The sequence below is a fragment of the Curtobacterium oceanosedimentum genome, from assembly GCF_020297365.1.
GTDB lineage: Bacteria > Actinomycetota > Actinomycetes > Actinomycetales > Microbacteriaceae > Curtobacterium.
Genome location: NZ_JAIXIG010000034.1, coordinates 15,855 through 37,138 on the forward strand (window position 1 = coordinate 15,855; position 21,284 = coordinate 37,138).

The 21,284-nt window shown below is 69.5% G+C and carries 21 protein-coding genes; 9 read left to right on the forward strand and 12 right to left on the reverse strand.

The genetic code is table 11. From position 1 onward, the window contains the following. Positions 1-138: 138 nt before the first annotated feature. Complete coding sequence (locus tag LEL83_RS14040; protein ID WP_225559274.1) at positions 139-486, forward strand: serine acetyltransferase; 348 nt, start codon at positions 139-141, stop codon at positions 484-486. A gap of 26 nt (positions 487-512) precedes the next feature. Here the strand turns inward: LEL83_RS14040 and LEL83_RS16320 are convergent, their stop codons facing one another. Next, entirely contained in the window at positions 513-1,763 is a 1,251-nt protein-coding gene (locus tag LEL83_RS16320; RefSeq protein ID WP_225559275.1) for a glycosyltransferase family 4 protein, read from the reverse strand. 170 nt (positions 1,764-1,933) lie between these two features. On the opposite strand from LEL83_RS16320, the gene LEL83_RS14050 reads away from it, so the two are divergent. From LEL83_RS14050 to LEL83_RS14060, 3 genes are read left to right on the forward strand one after another with little or no spacing between them, the layout of a single operon-like run. Next, positions 1,934-2,413 carry an LbetaH domain-containing protein gene (locus LEL83_RS14050; protein WP_225559276.1) on the forward strand — a complete coding sequence of 160 codons (480 nt, stop codon included), beginning with the start codon at positions 1,934-1,936 and terminating at the stop codon, positions 2,411-2,413. Next, complete coding sequence (locus tag LEL83_RS14055; RefSeq protein ID WP_198657645.1) at positions 2,406-3,521, forward strand: glycosyltransferase; 1,116 nt, start codon at positions 2,406-2,408, stop codon at positions 3,519-3,521. Before LEL83_RS14050 ends, LEL83_RS14055 begins: the two co-directional genes overlap by 8 nt. Continuing rightward, a complete protein-coding gene (locus tag LEL83_RS14060) occupies positions 3,508-4,641 on the forward strand; it encodes a glycosyltransferase (RefSeq protein ID WP_225559277.1) in 1,134 nt (377 codons plus the stop codon). Before LEL83_RS14055 ends, LEL83_RS14060 begins: the two co-directional genes overlap by 14 nt. A 13-nt stretch (positions 4,642-4,654) precedes the next feature. Here LEL83_RS14060 and LEL83_RS14065 read toward each other — a convergent pair whose 3' ends face one another. Beyond that, positions 4,655-5,284, reverse strand: coding sequence for an acyltransferase (locus LEL83_RS14065; protein ID WP_225559278.1), 630 nt, complete (start codon positions 5,282-5,284; stop codon positions 4,655-4,657). Positions 5,285-5,423: 139 nt separating this feature from the next. Here LEL83_RS14065 and LEL83_RS14070 point away from each other — a divergent pair, with 139 nt between their 5' ends. Continuing rightward, positions 5,424-6,803 carry an O-antigen ligase family protein gene (locus LEL83_RS14070; RefSeq protein ID WP_198657642.1) on the forward strand — a complete coding sequence of 460 codons (1,380 nt, stop codon included), beginning with the start codon at positions 5,424-5,426 and terminating at the stop codon, positions 6,801-6,803. On the opposite strand, the gene LEL83_RS14075 is transcribed toward LEL83_RS14070, so the two are convergent. From LEL83_RS14075 to LEL83_RS14100, 6 genes are all read right to left on the reverse strand, one after another. Beyond that, positions 6,693-7,382 carry a hypothetical protein gene (locus LEL83_RS14075; protein WP_198657641.1) on the reverse strand — a complete coding sequence of 230 codons (690 nt, stop codon included), beginning with the start codon at positions 7,380-7,382 and terminating at the stop codon, positions 6,693-6,695. The genes LEL83_RS14070 and LEL83_RS14075 overlap by 111 nt on opposite strands. A 53-nt stretch (positions 7,383-7,435) precedes the next feature. Next, positions 7,436-8,665, reverse strand: a complete 1,230-nt coding sequence (locus LEL83_RS16325; RefSeq protein ID WP_225559279.1) for a lipopolysaccharide biosynthesis protein — start codon at positions 8,663-8,665, stop codon at positions 7,436-7,438. Beyond that, entirely contained in the window at positions 8,662-9,738 is a 1,077-nt protein-coding gene (locus LEL83_RS14085; RefSeq protein WP_225559280.1) for a glycosyltransferase, read from the reverse strand. Before LEL83_RS14085 ends, LEL83_RS16325 begins: the two co-directional genes overlap by 4 nt. Next, positions 9,735-11,198, reverse strand: coding sequence for a sugar transferase (locus tag LEL83_RS14090; protein ID WP_225559281.1), 1,464 nt, complete (start codon positions 11,196-11,198; stop codon positions 9,735-9,737). The genes LEL83_RS14085 and LEL83_RS14090 overlap by 4 nt, the downstream gene beginning before the upstream one ends. Next, complete coding sequence (locus LEL83_RS14095; protein ID WP_225559282.1) at positions 11,192-12,076, reverse strand: beta propeller repeat protein; 885 nt, start codon at positions 12,074-12,076, stop codon at positions 11,192-11,194. Before LEL83_RS14095 ends, LEL83_RS14090 begins: the two co-directional genes overlap by 7 nt. Before the next feature lie 78 nt (positions 12,077-12,154). Then, on the reverse strand, positions 12,155-13,600 hold the full coding sequence (locus tag LEL83_RS14100) for a tyrosine-protein kinase domain-containing protein (protein WP_198657637.1): 1,446 nt from the start codon (positions 13,598-13,600) through the stop codon (positions 12,155-12,157). Between the two features lie 152 nt (positions 13,601-13,752). Here LEL83_RS14100 and LEL83_RS14105 point away from each other — a divergent pair, with 152 nt between their 5' ends. Further along, complete coding sequence (locus LEL83_RS14105; RefSeq protein WP_225559283.1) at positions 13,753-14,475, forward strand: CPBP family intramembrane glutamic endopeptidase; 723 nt, start codon at positions 13,753-13,755, stop codon at positions 14,473-14,475. Between the two features lie 71 nt (positions 14,476-14,546). After that, positions 14,547-15,830 carry a PP2C family protein-serine/threonine phosphatase gene (locus LEL83_RS14110; RefSeq protein ID WP_225559284.1) on the forward strand — a complete coding sequence of 428 codons (1,284 nt, stop codon included), beginning with the start codon at positions 14,547-14,549 and terminating at the stop codon, positions 15,828-15,830. A gap of 247 nt (positions 15,831-16,077) precedes the next feature. On the opposite strand, the gene LEL83_RS14115 is transcribed toward LEL83_RS14110, so the two are convergent. Further along, complete coding sequence (locus tag LEL83_RS14115; protein WP_198657634.1) at positions 16,078-16,716, reverse strand: TetR/AcrR family transcriptional regulator; 639 nt, start codon at positions 16,714-16,716, stop codon at positions 16,078-16,080. A gap of 194 nt (positions 16,717-16,910) precedes the next feature. Here LEL83_RS14115 and LEL83_RS14120 point away from each other — a divergent pair, with 194 nt between their 5' ends. Both LEL83_RS14120 and LEL83_RS14125 read left to right on the forward strand, forming a co-directional pair. Next, positions 16,911-17,756 (forward strand): SGNH/GDSL hydrolase family protein, encoded by an 846-nt coding sequence (locus LEL83_RS14120; RefSeq protein ID WP_225559285.1) that lies wholly within the window; start codon positions 16,911-16,913, stop codon positions 17,754-17,756. A gap of 32 nt (positions 17,757-17,788) precedes the next feature. After that, on the forward strand, positions 17,789-18,268 hold the full coding sequence (locus LEL83_RS14125; RefSeq protein WP_225559286.1) for a hypothetical protein: 480 nt from the start codon (positions 17,789-17,791) through the stop codon (positions 18,266-18,268). A gap of 51 nt (positions 18,269-18,319) precedes the next feature. Here LEL83_RS14125 and LEL83_RS14130 read toward each other — a convergent pair whose 3' ends face one another. From LEL83_RS14130 to LEL83_RS14140, 3 genes are all read right to left on the reverse strand, one after another. After that, positions 18,320-18,991 carry a response regulator gene (locus LEL83_RS14130; RefSeq protein ID WP_225559287.1) on the reverse strand — a complete coding sequence of 224 codons (672 nt, stop codon included), beginning with the start codon at positions 18,989-18,991 and terminating at the stop codon, positions 18,320-18,322. After that, positions 18,988-20,352: a sensor histidine kinase gene (locus LEL83_RS14135; protein WP_225559288.1), complete on the reverse strand. Its 1,365-nt coding sequence runs from the start codon at positions 20,350-20,352 to the stop codon at positions 18,988-18,990. Before LEL83_RS14135 ends, LEL83_RS14130 begins: the two co-directional genes overlap by 4 nt. Next, positions 20,339-21,284: CPBP family intramembrane glutamic endopeptidase (locus LEL83_RS14140; RefSeq protein WP_225559289.1), on the reverse strand; the 946-nt coding region annotated here is incomplete at its 5' end. The genes LEL83_RS14140 and LEL83_RS14135, both read right to left, overlap by 14 nt.

Consider the following 21,284-nt stretch of genomic DNA (forward strand, 5'->3'; position numbering starts at 1 on the left):
GCCCGCGCCCTTCAGCTACGGTCTCTCCATCGATCTTCCGCGCCGAAGGAGAAGATGATGTCGCTTCTGGACCGCGTGATCAGAGCTCGTCGCGGGCCCTTCTCGCGCGCTGCACGGGAGATCCTGTCCATCTACGGGATGGAGATTCCGGCGCACGTCGAGATCGGGTCTGGGCTGCAGGTCATGTACCGTGGTGTCGGCGTCGTCCTGCATCCACGCACAGTCATCGGGAACAACGTCACCATCTACCACGGGGTGACCATCGGACGCGGCGACGTCTGGGTACCAGAGGTCGCCTCTGCGCTCGGCGGCTTCGTCATCCACGACGATGCCATCATCTGCGCCGGAGCGAAGATCATCTGCGCCCGCGGTTCCCTCACCATCGGGGAGGGTGCGATCGTCGGCGCCAACGCCGTCGTCACGAAGAGCGTTCCCGCTGGCGAGATCTGGGCGGGTTGCCCCGCACGGAGGATCGGCACCCGATGATCGTTCCGGAGCTCGGCCAGGAGGCGTCAGCTTCGACGGAGGGCTCGCCGTCTGCGCTTCGACCTGCCGCTTCGACGCACGTCGCGGAGAGCCTGCTTGAACGCGTCGATGGCCGCTTCAGGAGAGAGGAGTCGTTCGTAGTAACGAACCCCTTCGAGACCCATCTGCGATGAGCGCTCGGCATCGGCACCGACCTCGATGACGGCGTCCAAGAGTGCTCGCGCATCCCCCGCTCCGACACGGACACCGGCCCGGGAAGCCGTGACCTCCTCGTCCGTCACACCCCCTGCGTCCGTCGCAGCGACCACGGGCCTTCCCGCTGCGAAGTACGACGTCAGCTTGCTCGGCACCGCCATGCCCGACACGCCGGGGAGCTCGTTGACCAGCAGAACGTCTGCTGCGGTCAGAGCGAGCGCGTACTCGTCATCCGGCAGAGAGCCGATGAACTCGATCTGGGTCAGACCTGCGGCCATGTCCACGAGACGATCGCGCTGATTGCCTCCGCCGATGAACACGAACCGGACCCGGTCACCGCGGCGTTCTGCGAGCTCAGCCGCGCGCACTACGTTCTCGAGCCCCTGCTTGACGCCCATGTTGCCTGTGTGCAACGCGATGATCTCGTCACCGCCCCAGCTCAGCTTCGACCGTGCCGCGGCCCGACGACTTCCTTCGACCGGGCTGATGTGGGTCCAGTTCCGGATGATCCGCACACGGTCTGCCTCGACTCCGAGCAACGACGTGACCGTGTGACGGAAGCGCTCGTGGATGACGGTCACGGTGCCAGCCGTCCGGAACAACCACGACTCGACCGCTGTGACGACCTTCGCGACCTCCGCCCGGCCTCCCGTTTCGCGGACCCCGAGGCTGTACAGGTCCTGCACCCAGACGAGGACCGGTGTGCCGGGGTTCAGCAGCTTCAATCGGAGCATCGTGACCGCACTCGCGAACATGCTCGGAGACACGAGGACGACCACATCGGGCCGCCCCAAGGAGGAGAAAGCGGAACGGATGCCGAAGGAGAGTTCGGACACGAGGCGACGGAGCGCAGTGGGGCGGCGAGGGACGTAGTGCAGTCTCCGGCGGAGGCGGACACCCTGGAGTGTCTCGTCACGCTTCCATTGGCCGTAGCCTGCTCGTATCTGCCAATCCGGGTAGTACGGATGCGCGGTGACGACCGTGAGGTCGAACTCCCCACTCGCTTGCAGCCCCTCAGCGAGTGATGTGACGTACGGTGCGTTGCCGCTCGGTTCCGGTGCGTAGTTCTGTGCGAAGATCACGACAGAGACTCGGGAAGACACCCGAGGACAGTAACAGCCGGGGTCATCCTCGATCGAGTACGGGACGTTGAACTGTGAACCTCGACAAAGAGCCGTCGGAGCGGCCCCGGATCATCAGCTTGCGAGCGGCACCCGGAGAGCGCACGTCCTGGGGGCGGCCAGCACCGATCGTGTACCTCTGGGGCCTCGCGGAGCTGCTCTTCGTCACGAATCCCGTCCAGATCAGCTCGCGGCTCCGCGTCGCCGTGCTCCGCCGCTTCGGAGCGGACATCGGCGACGGAGTGATCTTCCGCCCCCGCACCCGGGTGCGCTTCCCGTGGAAGCTCCGAGTCGGCGATGACAGCTGGATCGGCGAGGGTGTCTGGATCCACAACCAGGACCACGTGACGATCGGCCATGACGTCGTCGTCTCGCAGGACACGTTCGTCACCACAGGGAGTCACGCGCACCGGAGGGACATGGGGCTGATCACCCGCCCGATCGTCATCGAGGACGGTGCCTGGGTCACGGCTCGCTGCGTGGTCCTCGGCGGCGCCCACATCGGACGGTCAGCACTCGTCCAGCCGCTCTCCGTGGTCCGTGGTGTGATCCCCGAGAACTCGATCGCGGTCGGGAACCCGGCCGTCGTGACGGGCACGCGGCATGGATGAGCGCGTCGTTCGACACGTGGTCACGCTCGTCTCTCCCGACGGCCGCTTCGGGGGGCCCACGAAGGTCGCGCTCGACATCGCAGCTGAGCAACGCCGACGTGGGATCGACTCGTCGGTGTTCGCGGGAGCAGAGGGGTTCGGGACGCTGCCGACGGAGTGGCACGGCGTACCGCTCCAACTCGCACGTTCCCAGCGCCTCGTCCCGGCGATGGGTTTCGCAACCACGGTCGCGCCGGGCCTCCGACGGATGCTCCTTCGCGGGCTCACCGGGAGGGAGATCTTCCACGTCCACCTCGCGCGTGACCTCGTGACGTTGCCGATCGCCATGGCACTGCGCCGACGATCGCTCCCCTACGTCGTCCACACCCACGGGATGATCGACGCGTCCTCGAAGCGGTCGGCACACATCGTCGATGCGTTGATGACCGAACGCGTGGTGTCGTCCGCTCGGAAAGCCCTGGTCCTCACTCCGGAGGAGGGCCGCGAGATCGCTCGGCTGTCGGCAGGAACGACGCCGTCGGTCCTGTTCGAGAACGGGATCCCCCTGCACGAGGACGCCGAGCCGCGACCTCGACGAGGCGCGCTGTTCCTCGGTCGGCTCCATCCGCGGAAGGGGGCGACCGTGTTCGCTGCCGCGGCCGCAGAGCTGGCGAGTCGCTACCCGGACGGCACCTTCCGGATCGCTGGGCCCGACGAAGGGGACCTCTCCAACGTCCGCCGCACACTCTCCACGTTCCCCGGCGGCAAGCGTGTCACGATCGTCGGACCGGTCGCCCCGGACCAGGTCAGCGAGCACATGAGATCGGCTGAGGTGTTCGTGCAGCCGGCCGCCGACGAGCCCTTCGGCATGACGATCCTGGAGGCGATGTCCGTCGGAACGCCGCCTGTCGTGCACCACACTTCCGCGCTCGCCCCGCTCATCTCGGCGGCACGGGCGGGGTGGACCTTCAGAACCGTCGACGAATTGCGGCTCCGACTCGCGGAAGCGTTGAACTCGCCTCAGACGACAGCCGAGACCGGTGCGCGAGCAAGGCAGATCGCGCAGGAGCGGTTCTCGCTGTCGAAGGTGGTCGAAGGCCTGCAGGACGTCTACGATGCCGAAGCCTGACGTCCCTGAGCGCAGCCGGGGACGGTTGCCGGTCCTGCACTGGTTCACGAACATCGCAGCTCCGTACCGGGTTCCGGTCTGGGAACACATCGCGAGCCGAGCCGACCTGACGGTGTTCCTCCTCGAGAGCGACCGGCAGCGTGTCCGCGAAGGGCGTCGCCCAGCCGATTGGTCTGAGCGTGGCCTCCGCCGGCTGCGGCACCGGACACTTCGCACGTTCAAGTTGCGCCGGGGCGAGACGAGCTTGTACACGCTCCTCGACCCTCGATTCGCGTTCGCCCGGAAGCCGAGCGCCGTCCTGCTCGGAGGATGGGAGTCCCCCGCGTACTGGCAACTCCTGCTCGTCGCGAAGCTCCGTCGGGTCCGGACCGTCGGCTTCTACGAGTCCACTCTCAACACGAACCGCCACCGCTCAGGAGTCATCGCTCGCGCGCGCAGCCTGTTCATGCGGTCTCTCGACGCGGTCGTCGTCCCAGGCGCCGATGCAGAGGCCGCCCTGAAGAGTTTCGGTGTCGCGGCGGAACGCATCCATCGCGGTTTCAACGCCGTCGATGTGCAGCACATCGCAGATCGAGCGCGTTCGGTCCGCGCCAGCGACCAACAATCTCGCGGACACCGATTCATCTTCGTCGGACAGCTGATCAGCCGGAAACAACCCGCTCTCCTGTTGCGAGCGTTCGCGGAGGTCCGCGGGCCGGAGGACGTCCTGGTCTTCGTCGGTGATGGTCCCGAGCGACGCACCTTGGAAGAGCGTGCTCGGACCTTGGGCCTCAGTGGACACGTCACGTTCACGGGGACCACGGAGAACGACGCGGCCATCGACGAGGTGATCGCGAGCCACACCCTGGTCCTTCCGTCTTCCGAGGAGGTCTGGGGGCTCGTCGTCAACGAGGGGCTGGCCGCCGGTCTCCACGCGGTGGTCACCGCGAGCAGCGGCGTCGCAGCCTCGACGAAGCACATGCGGGGTGTCTACACCTGCGCTTCTGACTTGGCCTCCCTTGCACAGGCGCTCGTCGCGTCGAAGTCGGATTGGCGTGGACACATCAGCGCCCCGGAGATCCTGGAGCACACGCCGGCCGCGTTCGCCTCAGTGTTCCTCGGCGCACTCGAACAGCGCTGAGGTCGGGTCCCGATCACTCCCAGGCGATCCCCCGCCGGACGACGGACGCAGGATTGCCCGCGATGAGACTGTTCGGTTCGTCGACGCTCCTCGTCACGACTGCGCCGCTCGCGACGACGCACCCGTCGGCGATTTCGACACCCTTGAAGATCATCGCCCTACTCCCCACCCACACGTGATCCCCGAGGACGATCGGAGCGGACCGAGATCGTCGTCGATCTCCGCTCCGGAAGACGTGCTGGTCGTCGTCCAAGATCTGGACATCCCACCCGATCGCGCATCCCCGCCCGACCGTGAACCCGGAACTCACGATGATGCGAACGTTGGGAGAGAAGTAGCTGTCCTCACCGACGCTCATCACCGCTCCCGGGGCCACCTCGATCCTCGACCCGACTCCGACCGCGATCCTGCCGTGGATCAGGAGCCTGCCACGCACTCGGAGGATGCCGTCATCTCGACCGGTCGCGAAACCGTACGGGCGCGTTCCGAGTGTCAGACGAGCTCGCCCACCGATCAGCTCCGGCGTCCCGTGCAGACGGAAGCGCCGCCCGATGAGTACCCGATGCCCGCGGACCAGCTGGAGAAGTGTACGGCTCCAAGAAATACGGAAATCCCCGAACAGCAGAAGAACGAGTCGCCTCATGGCGTCAAGATTAGGTCGTCGGGGGTACCGAACCGGCTAGAGTTCGGACATGCGATCGGGGACACGCACAGGCGCGCTGGTCATCCTCGCAGCAGTGGTCACCTGCATGTTGGCGATCGGGGTGTCCTCTGATCCGCGCGTGGCATTGGTCATCCCCGCCGCGCTCGCGCTCGTCCTGGTCATCCGCTACTCCTGGGCACGCGCCGCCTTCTTCGTGTTCGGCGCATTCCTCGTGTTCCAGACGTCGAGCGGTCTGAGCGCACCGAAGCTGTTCTACTTCGCGGTGGTCGGCGTATCGGTGTTGGTCAGTTTGACGAAGGTGAGAGGGCTGTCGGAATCGGCAGCGTTGCGGCCGCTCTTCCCGGCCTACGTGGGCGGAATCGGGATCATCCTGTGGCAGGCGCTGATCGTCCTTCCGTACTCCGTCGCGGTCCAAGGGGCATCCCTGTCCAACTGGCTCCGAGACGGTGCGACGTACATCTTGATCGGCTGCGCAGTGATCATCGCCATCGACGCGATCGGGACCACGAGCGTTCGTACGTCTCGCATCCTGGTGGTCATGGTGGGTGCACTCGCCGCGTACAGCTTCGCCGCACGATGGATCGCCGCGCGTGGTCTGGTGTCGACGCAGCCCGTGGACGGCGACGCCGCTCTCCTGTCCTCCCTGACCGCGCTGACGTTGGCCGTTTCACTGAGCTTCGCGATGGCGTTGGCGGGCTCCCGGATCAACTGGGCGTGGTTCGCGGCAGGCGTCGCCTTCGTGTTCGCGGTCCTGGTGACCGGTACTCGAACCGGAGTGGTCTTCGCCGCAGTCCTGATCGGCATCGTGGGCGCGCGGAGCAAGCGACGCGCACCTGTCCGTCGGATCGTCACGGCCGCCGTGGTCGGCCTCGCGGCGATCGCGGCGGCCGTTCCCCTGACTGCCCAGTTCTTCCAGAACGAGAACTTCCTGGCTCAGCGCTTCGCGAGCATCTGGCAGACGATCCAGAACGGCGTCGATTCTGACCAGTCGGGAGCCATCCGTTCTCGTGCGTACGAGTACTGCCTCACGTTGTGGCAGCAGAACCTCTTGATGGGCAGGGGCGAAGGCCAGACCTTCGTCAATCCGACCACGGGTGTGGCCGGTACCGACTTCTCGGTCGACAGTCCGCTCGTCTACCTGGCGAAGTTCGGCATCATCGGGTGCATCATCCTGCTCACGTGCCTCGTCCTGATCTTCGTCCCGTTGTTGCGGCGTGCGCCCATGTTCGACTGGACGCTCGCGAACACCGCAGTCCGAGGGTGCGTGGCGATCCTCATCGCGCTCCTGCCGTTCGGCGCCTCCCTGGAGGACAAGGGCTTCGCGATCACGGTCGGGCTCGCCGTCCTGCTCGTCGGTGCGTCGCTCGCTGAGCAGAAGCCAGCGGTCTCAGGTCTGCTTCCTCGAAGCAAGACGAGCGAGTCCCCGCTCCGTGAGAAGCGAAAGCGCGGGCACGGCGGACGTGAAGCCGCGACGGTACCGGCGGCCCGTCGAGCCTGATTGCCCGACGAAGTGCGGCCGTTCGGGAAAACGCTCGATCCGGATCTGTTGCAGCGCCGCTGAACGCGCCACCGCCCCGGCGAGGACGTGCTCGAAGTAGATCCCGGCCTCCTCGTCGACGGCTGCGGCGTCGGCAAGGAGGATCGTCCGCCACGCGTGCGCGCGGGCACCGACGAACCGCGTGTCGGCGAATGATCGGTCAAGGGTCATCCGGACCCGGACGGTGTCGAGCGGGATCGGGTGGACGAGTCGTCGGGCGTTCCGGAGGACGAGTCGACCGGTGGACTTGTAGATGCTCTGGTCAGGGCCTGAATCCTGCTCGACGACGGCGATCCCACACGCGATCGCATCAGCCTCGAGACGGCCCTTGCCGCGGCTCGCGTCCGATCCTGACGGGTCGAACTGGACCGTTCGGATGCGATGGCGCAGTCGGGGATCGACCGCTGACAAGAGCTCCGTCGCGGTCGCTCCGCTCGTCTCCACCACCGTGAGATCGAACGACGTGCCTTCGAGCTGCGTGGCCCAGGTCGAGATCGCGTGTCGGTACTGATCGAGTCTCGCCTCGGGATCGTGCTGCACGAGGTACATCGTCGTGTTCGGACGCACCGTTGCGGTGAGGAGCACGGTCCCCGTCATGGCCGTCCTGCCTTCGAGGAACTGTTCCTGAAGTGCAGGACTCCCAGGATCAGGGCGACGAGGATGAGCAGCTGGGAGACCAGCGCGGCCTGAGCCGCTCCGAGGGCACCACTCGCGTGACCCAGCACGAGAACCAGGACGAGTTGCGCGATCGCGGCGATCACCATGATGAGTGCAACGTACCGATCACGTCCGAACGCCTGCAGGATCACGACGAGCGGCTGACAGATGATCGACGGGATCACGACCAGCGCGAGCAGCCGGAGCACCCCTGCGGAGCCTGCGTAGTCGTCGCCGAGAAGCACGTCGACGACGAGCGGCGCCGCGAAGAAGACCGCGACTGCGAGTCCGATCGCGGCAACCGGCATCCAGAGGGCCCGACGAAGTTCGCTCCAGGCGGCCCTGAGGTCCGGGCTCCTCGCCGCGTACGGTGCGAGCGCTGATGAGAAGGCGGCAGCCAACAAGCTCATGGGCTGGGTCCACCGGCTGACCGCACCGTAGACGCCCGAGGCCGCGCTCCCACTGACGCCCGACAGCAGTGCGAGGTCCAGGGACTGCGCACTCGTCGCGACCACGGTGATCCCGAAGTACCGGGCCCCGACCCAGGGGTTCACCAGTCGCAGACGGACACGGCCGAGACGATCTGGTCCGAGCACTCCGGCGATCGCGCTAGCGAGCACCGACCCCGCCGCGAGTGCGACCCAGAGCGCGACGGTCGACGGCACCTGGACAGCCAGCAGCGCGAAGAAGAACACCGCGGCGGAGGCTCGGTCGGAAAGGATGACGAGCGCGACCAGGTCCCCCCGTGCTGCACTCCGGAGAGGCACCTGGTAGGCCTGGTTGGCGACGAGCGCTGCGGCGACGGGGCCTGCGAGCCAGAGATGAGAGGCTGGCGCTGCGACCCCCAGCACGACCGTCCAGATCACCCCGAGAGCGACGGTGATCGCGATCTTCGAGAACAGGCGGGCGGCGAAGGCATCACGTCCGATGGCCTGGCGCGCGAGTTCCCGGGTCCAGTGGTTGTTCGTGCCGAAGTCGATGAACCCGGCTGCTGCGGTCCCCAGTGCGATCGCCGAGACCACGGACCCGAAGGCCTCGGGTCCCACACCGCGCGCTGCGAAGAGGTAGAGGACTGCGACGAGCACCTGGGACAGCCCGGTCGCCCCGGCGAGCAGTACCGCCTGGTGCGCCATCGGCCGCTCGCCCATGCTCGGACTGCCGTTCACAGGAGCGCGTCGGTGAATGCCGACGTCGTCGCCGGCAGCACCGCCCGGGGTCGTGGCTGCTGAGTCGCGCGGTGCAGGACTGCGGCCAAGGCGGCTTCGTCGAGGAGTGTCCATTCTCCGAGCCCTCCCAACGCCATCACGTCGCGTCTGAGGCTCTGAGCGCCTGCTGCCACCACCCGGGTGCCGGATGCCGCGGCCTTCCCCAGGAGCCCACTGGGTCCTTCGTTCGAGTGCGCCAGGACGAGGCAGTCGGCAGCTCGGACGGCGGTGTCGAGTTCATCGTCAGTCAGGAGCCGATCGAGGACGATGGCGGAACCTTCGGAGACCATCGAGCCGAGCCGGACTCGAAGCTCCTCGGTGATGTCCTCGTCCAGCTGGCCAGCGACCAGGAGCCCCCATGGCAGTGACACGTTGCGGAGCGCTTCGACGATGAGATCGAGGTTCTTCCGTGCAGAGATCGCTCCGAGTACTGCGAACCAGTACCGCTCGCCGTCCATCCCGTACTCCGTGCGGAAGTGTGCGGCCGACTGATCTGACGACGCGATGACCACGGGGTCGACCGCGACCGGGAACCGCGCAGTTCCGGCCCAACCAGCAGACTTCAGCACGCGAAGATCGACGTTCTGCAAACGAGCCACCCGGCTGAACGCGGTACTCCTCAGCAGGGTCTTCAGCCGGTCCACGAGCGGGTACCTCGTGGGCTGCGCTGATTCGCGCATGATGAGCAGGCTCAGCCGCCCTGAGCCTGCCCACTGGCGTCGAACTGCGAGCCGCAGAGCGAAGCGATCCGCGTCGGGGATGACGACGCGATCCGCGTCGACCTCATGCGAGATCCGCGCGACGTCGTCGAGGCTCATCAGCGGCCGCCGCAGCACCTCGATACTGTCGATGACGGACGCCAGGTGAACCTGCTCCGGCTCAGGAGCCGGATCCGGCCCGAGGAGGACGACGACACGAGCCCCTGTCGCGAGAGCCGCATCCGCGAGCACGCGGACGTAGAACAAGCGATGCCCCGTGGGGTTCTGCTCGACGACCAGCACGGTGTTCGGGTTCCCCTGCCGCAGCGAGTTCATGACGCTTCCTTGCCCGGCGCGAGCACAGCTCGAACGGTCTTCCACAGGATCACGACGTCGCCCGTCACCGACCAGTTCTCCACGTAGAACAAGTCGAGGCGGATCGCGTCCTCCCACGACAGACTCGAACGTCCGCTGACCTGCCACAGCCCGCTCATGCCGGGTTTGAGGAGCAGGCGCCGACGTGCTGCGTTGTCGTAGAGCGCCACTTCGCCTTCTCGCTGAGGACGTGGGCCCACCAGACTCATGCTGCCCATCAGGACGTTCAACAGCTGTGGGAACTCGTCGAGCGAGTGCTTGCGGAGGAACCGACCCACGGGAGTGACACGTGGGTCGTTCTCGACCTTGAACAGCGGCTCACCACCGCGACCCTGCTCCGAGAGCAACGCAGCGAGCTCGGCATCGGCTCCCACCCGCATCGAACGGAACTTCAGCATGTGGAAGGGCTTCCCGTTGAGTCCGATCCGCTGCTGTCGGTAGAGGACGGGACCCGCGCTGCTGAGGCGCACGGCGACGGCGATCGCGACGAGCAGAGGGGACAAGACCAGGATCATCAAGCTCGATCCGACGATGTCGAACGCTCGTTTCGCGAAGTGCGTGGCACCTTCGTACCGCGGCATCTCGACGTGCATGAGCGGGAGGCCGGCGACAGGACGCATGTGGATGCGCGGGCCGTTGATGTCGGTGAGGCTCGGAGCGACGACGAGGTGCTGACGGCCGCTCTCGAGCCCCCAGCTCAGTTCACGCACAGCACGGGCGCCGAGCTCGTCGGAACTCGTCACGGCGACCGTGTCCGCGCCCGTCGTGGCGAGTGCGGAGAGCGCGTCGGGGATACGTCCCACTACCGGGATGTCGCTGCCGCGAAGAGTCGACCCGATCGGGGCGTTGGGCACACACGCCCCGACGACCAGGTAGCCCTCTTCCGGATGCTTCCCGAGCTCACGGCTGATGTACTCGACACTCTCATCCGAACCCACGAGCAGCACGAGCGCAGAGAAGCGCCCGTTCCGTCGTTGGGCGCCGAGCCACTGACGCCACATCCAACGCGTCAGCAAGAGCAGCAGCACACCGAGCGGGAACGCGATGAAGATGTAGCCCCGAGCGAGATCGATCTTGAAGCCGTACGCGAGGATCGCGACGAACGCGAACAGGCGGATCGATGAGTCGACGATCCGTCGGTACTCGCCGGAGCCGGCACCGATGTACCGAGGATCCCGAGTGTCGTAGAGCGCGAGCACGACGAGCCACGCAACGATGATGAAGACCGACACCGCGGTGTAGCCGATCGCAAGATCGGGGATGCTCCCGTCGACGCGCCGGCTGTCGAGACCGAACCAGGCGATCTGGACGCCGAACGTCACCCAGATGAGTGCGAGTGTGTCGGTCACGACCAGGCGCCGGGAGTACGAGCTCTCCCAGCTGTCGCCGGCCTGGGCCATCCGCTCGGTGACCGTCACCACGTCGCCCCACCGTCCGACGACACCCGGACGGTCTCGCCGTCCCACAGCCACACGTCCTGCCCGGCTCGGTCGATGGTCACTGTGTCGTCGGTGTCCGCGCCGTCAGCGCAGCCGATCGGCGTGGTGGACGACGAGGGCGTCACGTCCGACGCGGTCATGGTCTCGATCTGCACGCCGTCGCACGCCGCTGCACCGACGCGGGCGAGCGTGTACTCGCCGCCGTCGACGCCGATCGAGCGCACGCCGCCCATGGGGACGTCGACCCACGCTGCCTCGCCGGTTCGCCACTCGAGCTGGCCGTCGCAGATGACGACCGAGGTCTGCTCACCCTGGAACGCGTCGATCGGGTCGGCGCACGGTGCCTGTACCGTCCCGCTCGCGAGCACGACACCGTCGGCACTGATGCCGGCACCGGCGGAGCCGGGTGCCCCGGCTTCCCACGTCACACCGGCGTCGGTGCTGGTGCGCGGCGTCGTGGTGCAGTCGTCGCCGACGCCTGCCAGGACCGAGAGTTCCGCACTGGAGGCCCGGATCGCCATGAGCGATCCGACGTCCGTCCCGAGTTCCACCGGAACCCACGTCGCCCCGCCGTCGACGGAGTGTTCCAGCACCGGCCGCGGGCCGCCGCAGGACCCACCGGACGCACGCCACGCCTCCTGTCCGTCGACGGCCGCCAACAGGCGCCGGCCCTGCTGCGCAGTGGCGGCGGCGTCTGCGTCAGCAGACGCACTCGGTCGGGGCGAGTCGGTCGCGTCGGGTGTCCGGGTGAAGGTGGGGATGGGACCAGCGGGTCCGTTCTCCTCTGGCGCGGTGCGGCCGAGTGCCAGCGAGACGAGCACGACATCGATGACGACCAGCACCACCACGACGACGGCCACCAGGACGAGGGTGGTCCGTGGCAGTGCGCGTCCGAGGCTCCGGGTCCCCCGGCGGGTCTTCATCGTGTGCGGCTCCGCTCAGCGTCCGGCGCGGCGGAGCACGCCGAGCTTCTTGCTCGCCCGCTTCGGCGAGTGGACCGGCACCGAGGCGGTGTCCTCGTCCTGACCGTAGCCGTACCCGTAGCCGTAGCGGCCGTAGCCGTAGGCGCCCGGTCCCTTGAGCGGCATCTTGGTGATGACGAACCCGGAGATCGGCGCGCCGACGTTCTCGAGCGATGCGATGGCGGCGGCGAGCTGGCCCTTGAGGGTCTGCCCGGAGGCGACCGCGATGATCGCACCGGAGGCCTTCTTGGCCAGGATCGCGGCGTCGGTGACCGGCAGCAGGGGCGGGGCGTCGAACAGCACGTAGTCGAACTGCTGCTCGAGCCGCTCGATCAGGTCCTGCATGGCGCGCGACCCGAGCAGCTCTGACGGGTTCGGTGGGATCGGACCGGCGGGCAGGACGACGAGCTTGCCCCGGCCCCACGGGTGGGCGACGTCCTCCAGGTCGGCGCGGCCGATCAGGACGTCGGTCAGACCGGCGTTGCTCTCGACGTCCATGTACTCGGCGACGCGGGGGCGGCGCAGGTCGGCGTCGATCAGGATGACGCGGAACCCGGCGCTGTCCAGGGCGATCGCCAGGTTGGCGACGGTGGTGCTCTTGCCCTCGGACTGCATCGACGACGTCATGACGAAGGTGCGGGCACCGCTGCCGATGTCCAGGAACTGCACGTTGGTGCGGAGCGTGCGGAAGGACTCCGCGCGGGGGCTGCGCGGGTCGACCTGCACGATGAGCGGGCGTTCGGCGGCCTTGGCGTCGAAGGCGATCCCGCCGACGACCGGCTTGTCGCTGATCTTCTCGACGTCGAGCTCGGTGCGCACCCGGTTGTCCAGGGTCTCGCGGAGCACGGCGATCCCGATGCCCAGGGCGAGCCCGACGAGCAGTCCGAGCGCGACGTTGACGGGCACGTTCGGACTGACGGGGCTGCTCGGCACGTCGGCCTGCTTCACGCGGGTGAGCTTGACCGTGCTCTTGCCGCTCGCGTCGGTGGCCTCGATGTCCTGCACGACGTTCGTCAGGCTCTGCGAGGTGGCGTTCGCGATGTTCGCGGCCTGCACGGGGTCGGTGCCCTCCACCGAGATGGAGATGAGGGTGGTGCTCGTCGGCGCCGTCGCCGACACCATGGTCGCGAGCTGGTCGGCGTTCATGTCGAGCCCGAGCGACGAGATGACCGGCAGCAGCACGATCGGCGTCGACACCAGGTTCGAGTAGGTCAGCACACGCTGCTGGGTGAACGTGTTGCCCTGGGCCAGGTCGCTCGCGCTGCCGGACGTCTCCGTCGAGACGAAGACCTGCGCCGATGCCGAGTAGACCGGCTTCTTGAGCAGGGAGAACCCTGCGGCTGCGGCCACTCCCACCAGGGCGAGTACGACGATCAGTACCCATCCCTTGCGGAGCACCGTGATGTAGTCGCGGAGGTCCACGCCTTTGCCTTCCCCGATCCCAACCGTCCCCGTGATCCCGACACAGGCGCCCCGGGGTACTCCCAGCGCACGGCATACAAATAGTGCCACAGGAACGAGCACTCCTCGGGGGGCGTCGCCATCCGGCGCACGGTGTCCTCTACGGTGGCCCCATGCGCTCCGAGCCGGACTCGACCACCACTGCGCCCAGTGCGCGGCGGCAGCGGGACCTCATCGTCATCCTCGTCGCGCTCGGGGTCGCCGTGGTCCTGACCCGGATCGTCGGACAGGTCACCCGGGCCGGCGGGATCCCGTCACCGGTCGTGCAGGTGCTCGCAGCAGACGTCGCCGTGTGGCTGCCGCTCGGCATCGCAGCCGCCGTCGTGCTCCGTCGGACCTCGCGTGCCGCCGTGGTCTCGCGGCTGCGTCTCGACCTGGGCATCGTGGTCTTCGCGATCGGCATCGTCATCGTCTGCCGTGCGGTGGACGTCGTCCTGTCGATCGCGTTCACGGGATCGACCGGGCTGGTCCCCGCGCCGACGCTCGGGCCACCGGACGTCGGGCTGCTGCTCGTCTCTGCGGTCGGCATCGTCGTCGTGAGCCCGGTGCTCGAGGAAGTGGTGTTCCGCGGGCTGTTCCAGCGCCGACTCGCCGCCGAGCTGACGCCACGCACGCGGTTCCTCGCCGTGCTGGTCACGGCCTTCCTGTTCGCGCTGCTGCACCTGCTGCTCGGCGCCGGCGGCACGACGCTCGGCGGGTTCCAGGTGTTCGTGACGACGTTCCTGCTCGGTGTCCTCACCGGCACGCTCGTCGCGATGACCGACCGCATCGGCGGCGCGGTCCTGGCGCACGTGCTGTTCAACGCGGTCGCGGTCGTCGCGACCTGGCCGCGGTGAACGGGCGAGTCTCCCCCAGATCGAGGCCGCGACGGACTTCCGCAGGCTCGGACCACTAGCCTGCACTGAGCATGACTCGCCCAACCAGCATCGTCGAATCCCCTCTCGTCCGTCAGGCTCCGATCAGCGGCCTGCTGGTGCTGTCGGCTGTGCTCACGGTGGTCGTGCCGACGCTCGAGATCACCTCGGCGGAGCTCTTCCTGGCGAGCCTCGTGGGGACGGCCGTCGTCACCGTGTCGAGTGCGGTCCCGCTCGTCCTGCCCCGTGCCGGTGCACTGGTCCCGCTGCTGCTGTGCCTGGACTTCGTGACGATCGCCCTGCTGCGCACCGGTACCGGCTCAGGCGCCTCGGTCTTCACCTCGCTCGTGGTGCTCCCCGTGGTGTGGTGGTCGTCGCTCGAGGGACGCCGCAACGTGGTCTTCTCGCTCCTGGGCGTGGCCGCCGTGATCCTCGCTCCGTACGCGCTGACGCCGGACGACGCTCCCGAGGTGAGCGAGCTCGCCCGGCTCACGATCACGGTCGCGGTGTTCGGGACGGTCGCGGTCGTGGTGCACGAACTCGCGCGACGGGCCCGGCGGAGCGTCCGCGTCGCGCAGGACCGTGAGGGCAAGGTCCGCGCCGAGATCGACCGGGCAGCAGCGGTGCAGCGCTCCCTGCTCCCGACGACGACCGGCCGCATCACCCAGGACGTCGTCGTCGCCGGCGCCTGCCTGCCCGCCCGGAGCGTCGGCGGGGACTTCTTCGACTGGTACGCCACGCCGGACGGTGTCGCGGTGAGCCTCGGCGACGTGATGGGCAAGGGCGTCGGCGCCGGCCTGATCGCCGCGGCGGTCCGCTCGACCCTGCGGAGCGCCCGGACGGTCGACGACCCGGGCGAGGCCCTGAAGCGTGCCTCCGACGGCCTGACCGCCGAGGGCGTCGGACCGGACCTCGCCTTCACGACGCTCTTCCACGCACGGATCTCCGACGACGGCTCCTTCCGCTGGGCCGACGCCGGGCACGGGTTGAGCCTGGTCCTGCGCGCCGACGGACACGTCGAGCGGCTCCGCTCCGGCGACATGCCGTTGGGCCTGGGCATCCGCGAGGAGTGGGCGACGACCGAGGGCACCCTCGAACCGGGTGACCTGCTCGTGTCGTTCAGTGACGGCGTGCTCGACCTGTACGACGACCTGGACCACACGATCCGGGCGGTCGCCGAGATCGCCCGCGCGGGGCGGGACCCGCACGCCGTCGTGCTCGCGCTGTCGGCCCGCGCCGACGAGGTCCCGCACGACGACGACGTGACGGTCGTCGCGGTCCGTCGGCAGCCGGTCGAGGTGGACGCGGAGCGACAGCTCGCCACCCACGCCGACTGACGGCGACGACGACGACGACGACCGCTCGTACGGAAGAGTGGTACGCGCCGCCGCTCGAACCCGAATCGTGCGGCGGCGCGTGCAGGCGGTGAGCGCCTGCCCTCGGACGGCCCTAGCGTCCTCGGTCTGTGGGGGCCGACAAGCCGGCGAGCGGCCTGCCGGCCTGGCGACGTGCTGGCACCCCGACGGGCCCGTGACCCAGCAGGTGGGTGATGCGACAGGTCGGCGGGCCGGGGTGGCCTCGGGGTCAGACGGCCAGGTCGAGCTCCCAGACGGGCGGCACGTAGGCGCGTGACCAACCTTCGCGCAACCGCGTCACCGCTCGGTCGAACGCCTCGAGCAGGTCCATCTCGGGTCGCACCATCGACTGCAGCTGCAGCCCCTCGTAGGTCGCGAGCAGCTGCTCCGAACCACGCGCGGGCTCCATCGTGCGGGGCTCGCGCCCGAGCATGACGTCACGCTCCAGGGCGTGCTGCACGAATGCGTGGAACCGACGCCACCGGGCGTGCAGCATCGGTGCGAGCGGGTGCTCGGGCGACGCGGCGATGTTGAGCGTCGCCGTCAGGAAGCGCATGAGCGACGGGTCGGCGACGTTGGCCGAGACGATCGCGCGCAGGAACCCGATGGTCCCGTACTGCTCGGCCAGCGGCATGAGCGGGAGCGTCCGGTCCTCGTTCCACCGGTCGATGGTGGCGAGCAGCAGCCCGTCCCAGCTCGGGAACGTGTGCTCGACGACGTCGGTGGACACGCCGGCCTCGGCTGCGACCACGGCGGGCGTGACCTCGTGCAGGGGGCGGGTCCGCAGCGCGGTGATCATCCCGTGGATGACCTGTCCGCGCAGGGAGGGGTCGTCGGCAGGTGCGCCCGGCGCCGTCTCGATGTGCATGCATCTACTCCACCAGGCTGGCCGTTCGCTCCGCAGCCCCCCGAACGGGACGGCGCGCTGCCTGGACAACCGGCGCCGCGATCGCGCTCACTCTGGGTTTCGGAATCCCGCGCCATCCCCAGGTCTGGGGGGACGGTGACGCGTCAGGGAGTGGCTAGTGTTGGCCGAGATCGTACCCGAAACGAAAGCTCACGTTGCCTCAGCACCAGCGCCCCTCCCGCCTGCCCGTCATCGCCGCCGCAGCCTCCGTCGTGGTCCTCGCCACCACGCTGCTCGCCGCCCTCCCGAACACCGCGACCGCAGTGGAGGGGACCGGGACGACCGTGCCGGTGCCCTCGCCGAGCGGGCCCTCGGCGGGCGAGCCCACAGCGGTTCCGACGTCCTCGCCCGACGCCCCCGCGCCGACGCCCACGACCGACCCCACGGTCGCGCCGACCCCGAGCCCCACCACCGCACCCACGCCGACGCCGACGCCGACGCCGACCGCCTTGACGTACACCTACGCCGGCGACTCGCTGACCGGTATGCCGGCCTCCTGGATGCGGCAGATGAACGACCCGACCCTCGTCAGCGCCGGAGGGGTCGCGATCGGAGGCGCCACGTCCGCGCGCATCCTGGCCCGATCGTCGCCGAAGGAAGCAGACGTGCTGGTCGTGATGGCGGGCACCAACGACCTGCGGTACGGCTACAGCACGAAGTCGATCCTGCTGAACATCGACAAGATCGCGAAGAACGTCGGGGCCGACCACGTCGTGCTCGCAGCGATCGCGCCGTCCAACATCACGAAGTACAGCAAGAAGAAGATCGACCGGCGCAAGCAGGGGGAGATCCTCAACCGCGACCTGCAGAACCACGCGCTCACGCGTGGCTGGATGTTCGTCGACCCGTGGGCGGCCGACCGGCGGCTCGACGGCGGGTGGCCGTCCTCGCGCACGGTCGACGGCGTCCACCCGACGGTCGGGATGTCCAAGAAGGTCTCGGTCCGTATGCAGCAGGCGATCCACATCGCCGCGGAGGGCGCCAAGGGCGCTGCGGGCTAGCACCCGCGCGCACCGTGAGTCATACTCGCCCCATGCAGTGGGGACGGATCGCACCGGTCGTGGCACTCGTCGTCGTGCTCGGCGGCACCCTGACGGGCTGTGACGGCGAGAGCCGCGTGCAGCCTGCCGACGGGGGCAGGGGGCTGACGTCCGTCGCGTGCGCCGCACGGATCGAGCTGGAGACCCCCGCCGAACGCCGCGACGCCGCCGACCTGGTCGTCGACGCCGACGTCACCAAGACCGACCGCACCGTGGAACCCCAGGGCATCTACGAGGTGTACGAGGCGACGGTCACGGACGTCACGAAGGGCGATGCCGTCACCCCGGGCGACACCATCCAGCTCATCAGCACCTCGGGCCAGTGCGAGACGAGTGGCGAACCGGTCGAGTACCCCGAGGGCGACCCCCTCGCCGCCGAGGGCACCTTCCGGCTCTACCTCTCCCCCACCGAGGACGACGACCTCTGGGAGCTCGTCGCCCCCGGCGCCGCCGAGCCGCGACCCGCCGGCTGACGCCGCAGCCCGCGAGCGCACACCGCAGCCCGCCGGCTGACACCGGAGCCGCTACGGCTGCTTCGGCACCGTCACGATCCGGTTCTGGTACGCCCACACCACGGCCTGCAGCCGCGACCGCACCCCGAGCTTCGGCAGCATCCGCGCCAGGTGCGACTTGACCGTCGACACCTCGAGCACCAGGGCCGCGGCGATCTCCTCGTTCGACATCCCCTGCGCGAGCAGCAGGAGCACCTCGCGCTCGCGGGCGGTGAGCACGCCGTCGGCCCGGTCGCCGGAGACGGGCTGCAGGCTCCGCCGCGAGACGAACTCGCGCAGTACCCGCCGGGTCAGGGCCTGGTCGAGCGTGCCGTTGCCGGCGGCGACCTGCCGCACGGCGTCGACGATGGTGTCCGGCTCGGCGTCCTTGAGCAGGAAGCCGGAGGCGCCGGCCTCGAGCGCCCCGAACACGTAGTCGTCCAGGTCGAACGTCGTCAGCATGAGCGCCGGGATCGCCGGGTCGGCGTCCGGCGCGCAGAAGATCCGCGCGAGTTCGATGCCGTTCATCACCGGCATCCGGATGTCCAGGCAGGCGACGTCGGGCCGCGTCGCGCGCGCCAGCGCGAGCGCCTCGCCGCCGTCGGCGGCCACGCCGACCACCTCGATGTCCGGCTCCGCGCCGAGGAGCGCGGACACCCCGGCGCGGACCAGGGGCTGGTCGTCCGCGACCAGCACGCGGATCACGCGACCACCCCGGTGCCGTCGTCGGCCTGCGCGGGTGCGGCAGGTGCCTCCCGGCCGAGCGCCAGCTCCACCAGCCACCCGCCGGTGGCGGTGGGACCGGTCTGGAGGCGCGCCCCGACCAGGTCCGCCCGCTCGCGCATCCCCCGCAGGCCGTTGCCGCCCGACGGTGAGGTCCCGGCGGCCGGGACGGCGGCCGGTGCGTTCTCCACCCGGATCACCAGGTGGGTCGCGTCGCGGTCGTCGATGGTGACGGTGCACGGTGCGGACGGAGCGTGCAGGGCGGCGTTGGCCAGGGCCTCCTGGACGGTGCGGTACGCGGCGAGCTGCGCGAGCGGGCCGACACCGTCGGCCAGCGCGCGCTCCCCGGCGAGGACCTCGAGCCGCACGTCGCTGCGGAACCGCGCGCGCTCGGTCAGGTCGACGATCCCGGCGACGGTCTCGACGGCGCGTTCGGCCGGGGCGTCGTCGCGGAGCAGGCCGACCAGGCGGCGGAGGTCCTCGAGCACGGCGGTGCTCTGCTCGCGGACCTGCCGGGCGCCCTCGTGGGCACGCTCCGGGTCGGCGTCGATCTGCCGGTCGATCACCGCGGCCATGAGTGCGATGCCGGACAGGTGGTGGGCGGCGATGTCGTGCAGCTCGCGGGCCATCGCGGCACGCTCGCGGGACACCGCGGCGTCGACCAGGGCGTCCTGCTCACGGTCGACGGCGCTGGCCTCGGCGGTGCGGGCGGAGCGGACCTCGCGACGGGACTGGACGAGCAGGGTGACCAGGAGCGGCAGGCCGACGGCGCCGATCGCCTGCAGCACGCCGTGGCCGAGGGCGCCGGCGAGGCCCTCGGCGACGTCCCCGCGGAACGCACCGCCGGCGACCGCGACCTGGATCGCGTCGCCGACGGTGACGCCGACCGCCGCGGCCAGGATCGCCGGCCAGAGCCGGGCGAGCGGGACGCGGAGCGTCGCGAGCACGACGGCGACGACCACCGGCAGGGCGGTCAGGCCGAAGAGCTCGACCACCTGCGGGGCGGTCGCGGCCACCACCACCGGCAGGGCCGCGACCACGACGAGCACGGTGCGGGGTGCCCGCCGGGCGGCGAGCAGGGCGGCCGACTGGGCCAGCAGCCCGAGGGCCAGCACGGTCCACGGCCAGCTGGCGACCGCCGGGTACGTCGTGATGATCGACGTGCCGTCGGGTTCGGCCGCGTCCAGGGGCGGCAGCCCGAGCAGCAGGCCGAGGGCGACGACCGCCGTGCCGAGGGCGACGAACACGTCGACACGTCGGTCGCGCTGCGCGGTCGGTTGCGCGGGCTGCTGCGGACGCTGCGCGCTCGGGGTGCGCAGCGTGTCCTGCTCAGCGGGTGCCATCGTTGGATCCTACGAGACGGGCGTCACCGGGGACCGGGGCGTCGAGGGGCAGGGCGCGTCGGGCCGGGTCGTAGCCCAGGCGGCCACGGGTCGCGACGAGGAGCACCGCGGCGGCGATCGTCGACATGATCGTCAGACCGATCATCAGCGTGCCGGCGGTCATGCTCGGGTACATCTCGGGGAACAGCGTCGAGATCGTGTTGTTCACGCCGACGTGCAGCAGCAGGGCGAGCGGCAGGCTCTCACGGGTCTTGTTGAAGACCTGGATCATCACGACGTTGAAGGTGATGGTGAACAGGGCGAACACGACGGGCTCGCTCCAGTGCGCGTTCGGCCAGCCACCCCAGTCGCTGAAGTACAGCGGCATGTGCCAGAGCGCCCAGATCGGACCGAGGATCGCGGCCGCGCCGAGGCCGCCGAAGCGGTGCTGCAGGCGGGGCAGGGCGAAGTCGCGCCAGCCGGGCTCCTCGCTCAGGCCGGTCGAGAACAGCTGGATGATGAGTCCGGGCACGAGCATGGCGAAGGCCAGGGCCGAGGGGGCCCGCACGTCGCCGCCGGCGAAGGGCAGCGCGGACACGACGATCAGGGCCGGCACCACGACGAGCGCCAGTGCGTACCAGTACCAGGCGACCCGCCAGCGGAACAGCCGGCCGACCCAGCGTCGGAGCCCGGGCCGTCCGTCGGCGACCGCGGTGACGATGAACGCGCTGCCCAACGGGCCGAGCAGCGCCCCGGGCAGCACGCCCGTGAACTGTGCGGTGCCCAGGACCTCGGGGAAGTGGATGTCCCACACGCCCATGCCGTGCGGGGACAGGATGTAGGGCACCCACGCGAGCCAGCTGAGGCCGAGCGCCATGGTGAAGAAGGACGCGAGCGGGTGCCGGGCGATGACGCCGCGGACACCCCCTCGGTCACGGGCTGCGGTGCCGGCG